The 3,025-nt window shown below is 43.8% G+C and carries 4 protein-coding genes and 1 pseudogene; all 5 read left to right on the forward strand.

What is annotated here, in order from left to right; genetic code table 11:
* Positions 1–131: 131 nt before the first annotated feature.
* Positions 132–428: pseudogene (locus C5O23_RS13985) on the forward strand (PcfK-like family protein); the annotation flags it as partial.
* Between the two features lie 12 nt (positions 429–440).
* Entirely contained in the window at positions 441–1,733 is a 1,293-nt protein-coding gene (locus tag C5O23_RS13990) for a PcfJ domain-containing protein (RefSeq protein WP_107033524.1), read from the forward strand.
* Between the two features lie 53 nt (positions 1,734–1,786).
* A complete protein-coding gene (locus C5O23_RS13995; RefSeq protein ID WP_107033525.1) occupies positions 1,787–2,044 on the forward strand; it encodes a hypothetical protein in 258 nt (85 codons plus the stop codon).
* 11 nt (positions 2,045–2,055) lie between these two features.
* Entirely contained in the window at positions 2,056–2,280 is a 225-nt protein-coding gene (locus C5O23_RS14000; protein ID WP_107033526.1) for a DUF3873 domain-containing protein, read from the forward strand.
* Between the two features lie 7 nt (positions 2,281–2,287).
* Positions 2,288–2,605: a hypothetical protein gene (locus C5O23_RS14005; RefSeq protein ID WP_016562958.1), complete on the forward strand. Its 318-nt coding sequence runs from the start codon at positions 2,288–2,290 to the stop codon at positions 2,603–2,605.
* The last annotated feature ends 420 nt before the right edge of the window (positions 2,606–3,025 follow it).

Raw genomic sequence — 3,025 nt, forward strand, 5'->3', positions numbered from 1 at the left:
ATGAGAAGTTGTTATGTCAAGTGCTGAAAGGAGTTGACTGAAAATAAAGAGAATACAGAATGTACTGGATAATACTTCTCATAATATGACTCTACTCATAATAGGTCTTATGAGAAGCTTCTCATAAAAACTACATACTCAACGAGGTGAAGAAAAGCGGTTGTTGCGGTTTTACCGATGCCGAGGTGTTCGGAATGGCAACACACTACTATGACGAGGAAGAAATTGAAGTTGGCAATCCAATCAACTGCCAAGTGGTAGTCAACCACACGGTTGAACTCACCGAGGAGGAAAAGGAACAGGCACGGCAGGACGCCATTAACAAACTCCGTGACGAGGAGATGAAGAAAAAGCGAAAGCCTATCCAGCCGAGAAAGACCGCCGAGAAGAAAAACCAAGTTGAACAACCCAGTCTATTTGACCTCTAACATATTACGACTATGAAACCGACAACAAAATTCCATAAAGACATACTCAAAGAAAGCCGTAAACTCCGCCCCGTCACAAAGGCGCAGGCTCAATGGGCGATAGGCGAATGTTTTGAACACTTTGCCTTCCGTGTTCAGAATGGTAATACCGCCTGCATGGACTGCGGACACACTTGGCACAGCGATGAAACATCGGGCAAATGCGTATGCCCCCGATGTGGCAGGGAACTCACTCTTGAAACCACCCGAAAGCAGAAGGCGAGCGGTAAGATGTATTTCAACGTGCTTGGTATGCACGGAAAGTACCAGACTTTGCGGATGTTCGCCATATTCGCAGAAATGCGCAAGGGAAAGAAAGCCGAATACAGCATCGTGGAAATCGGTCAGTATTGGGTAGCCCCCAACGGACAATGCGCCGTAATCGGACTTAGACGCAGTATGAGTTACTATGTGGATTGTTTCGCATACAGCTCACCTATGGAGATACGGAGCAAGGATGATGTGTTCGCAGACATAGCGAGGGATTTTCCGATGTATCCCAAAATGAAGATAATCCCATCTCTGCATATAGATGTTATGGGCAACAAGTTCTTCAATATGTCACCGGCGAGATGTATAAGCCGTTTTCTCTCGCAGCCCCAACTTGAAACGCTGATGAAAAACGATACCGAGCAAGTATTCAAATACTTTCTCAACCGCCCCTATGACTGCCGTATGTGCTGGGCTTCATACAAGATAGCCAAACGCCACAATTACGAGATAACCGACTTAGGATTATGGTGCGACTACATCAAGATGTTGCAGACCTGCAAGAAAGACACTCACAATCCCCACTACATCTGCCCCGACAATCTTCGTCAGGCACACAACATATACCACAAAAAGGTCATGGCGATAGAGGAACGCAGACGCAGGGAAGCCGACATAAGACGCAAGGAGAAGGAAGCACTCGCAGAGCAGGAAAAGAGAGATAGTTTTCTCAAACTCAAATCCAAATTCTTCGGACTTGTAATCTCCGATGGCGAGATTGAAGTGAAAGTGTTGGAGAGCGTGGAGGAATTTATAGAGGAAGGAGATGTCCAGCATATCTGTGTAGGTACAGCAATGTACTACGGCAAAAAAGACTCCCTCATATTGTCGGCAAGGATTAACGGCAAGCGGATTGAAACCGTGGAGGTGTCGCTTGAAACCCTTTCAGTTATTCAATGCCGTGGAGCGTGCAATCAAAACACCGAATATCACGACCGAATTGTGGATTTGGTGAACTCCAACGCCCGACTAATCAAAGATAGAATGACCGCATAAATGTTTAATCCGACCTGCGTCAGCAATGGCGCAGGTCACAATACCCACCCATTATGAACGTGACATTTGAACATACGACAGTAGTCTATGACGATAAGATAGCCGAGGTGCTTGTCGGTTTTGTGAACCATATTCTTATAGCCTACAACGAGGAAACTCTAAGGCGGTTGGTAGCCGACTATGCGGAGAAATCGACACTTGACCAATACTTCGTATATGGATTTGGCAGTCATCATTTTTGGCTCTCGCAAAAGAAAATCACCGACCCCGAAAAGGTTTTCAACTACCGAATACTGATTGTGAAATTCTAAAATACATTGATATGGCAACAAGATTAACTGTGAATGGCGTATCAACCACCATTACACCCGATACCGAGCAATACGAGCGTTTTATGTCGGCACACCGAGGGAAACGTATCCTTTTCTATCAATATGATTATCGTGCCACCGACGGCACTCTATTTAGTACCGTGGCAAAGACTTTGAAAGAATGTCGCCAACGCCGTGATGAATGGCTGAACAAGAAAATCAACAACTCAAAATAAAATCGTTATGGACAACCAAGTAGCAAAAATCATACTCCAACAAATCGGAGGGCGCAGGTTTGTGGCAATGACAGGAAGTCACGATTTCATAAATCTCGGCAACGGACTGAGAATGAGCCTTAGCCGTAACAAGACATCGGCTAATAGGTTGGAAATCATCTATGACGAGGGCGCAGACCTCTACGACCTGCGTTTCTACCGTCAGAGTATGAACCACAAGACCTTTGAGGTCAAGACAAAGGATATCAAGACATACGAAGGTGTCTATTGCGATATGTTGGAGGACATCTTCACTGATGTGACGGGGTTATACACCCGATTTTAATCGAACATTTGCCAAGTCGTAATATAGAGAAGGTGGGCGACCTCGTGATGAAGTTGCCCACCTTAATTTTGCCAAAAATTTCGGCCGCCAAAAGGCGGCGTTATTAACAAGAAAGAGAGTGCTTTAAGGCACTCTCTAAATATGGAGGGAGGTTACTCAACTGAGGAACTCATAGGGCTCTCTACCAAGATGAGATTGCTCCCTATATATCTTATAAATAAATTATCAACTTCTTTTGTTCTGCAAAGGTAATCATTATTATTGATATGACCAAAAATAGTTGAATTAAAATTAGAGCTTGTTTAAAAACAAATGTGAATAATAAATAAGCATCAGTCAATATTTCAGGCATTTATGCTTTGGTGATTGTTTAAATAAATGAATAACCAGAAACAAAACCAAAGAATTATGTATCTGACA

It is taken from the genome of Duncaniella muris (genome assembly GCF_003024805.1).
In the GTDB taxonomy this organism is placed as follows: domain Bacteria; phylum Bacteroidota; class Bacteroidia; order Bacteroidales; family Muribaculaceae; genus Duncaniella; species Duncaniella muris.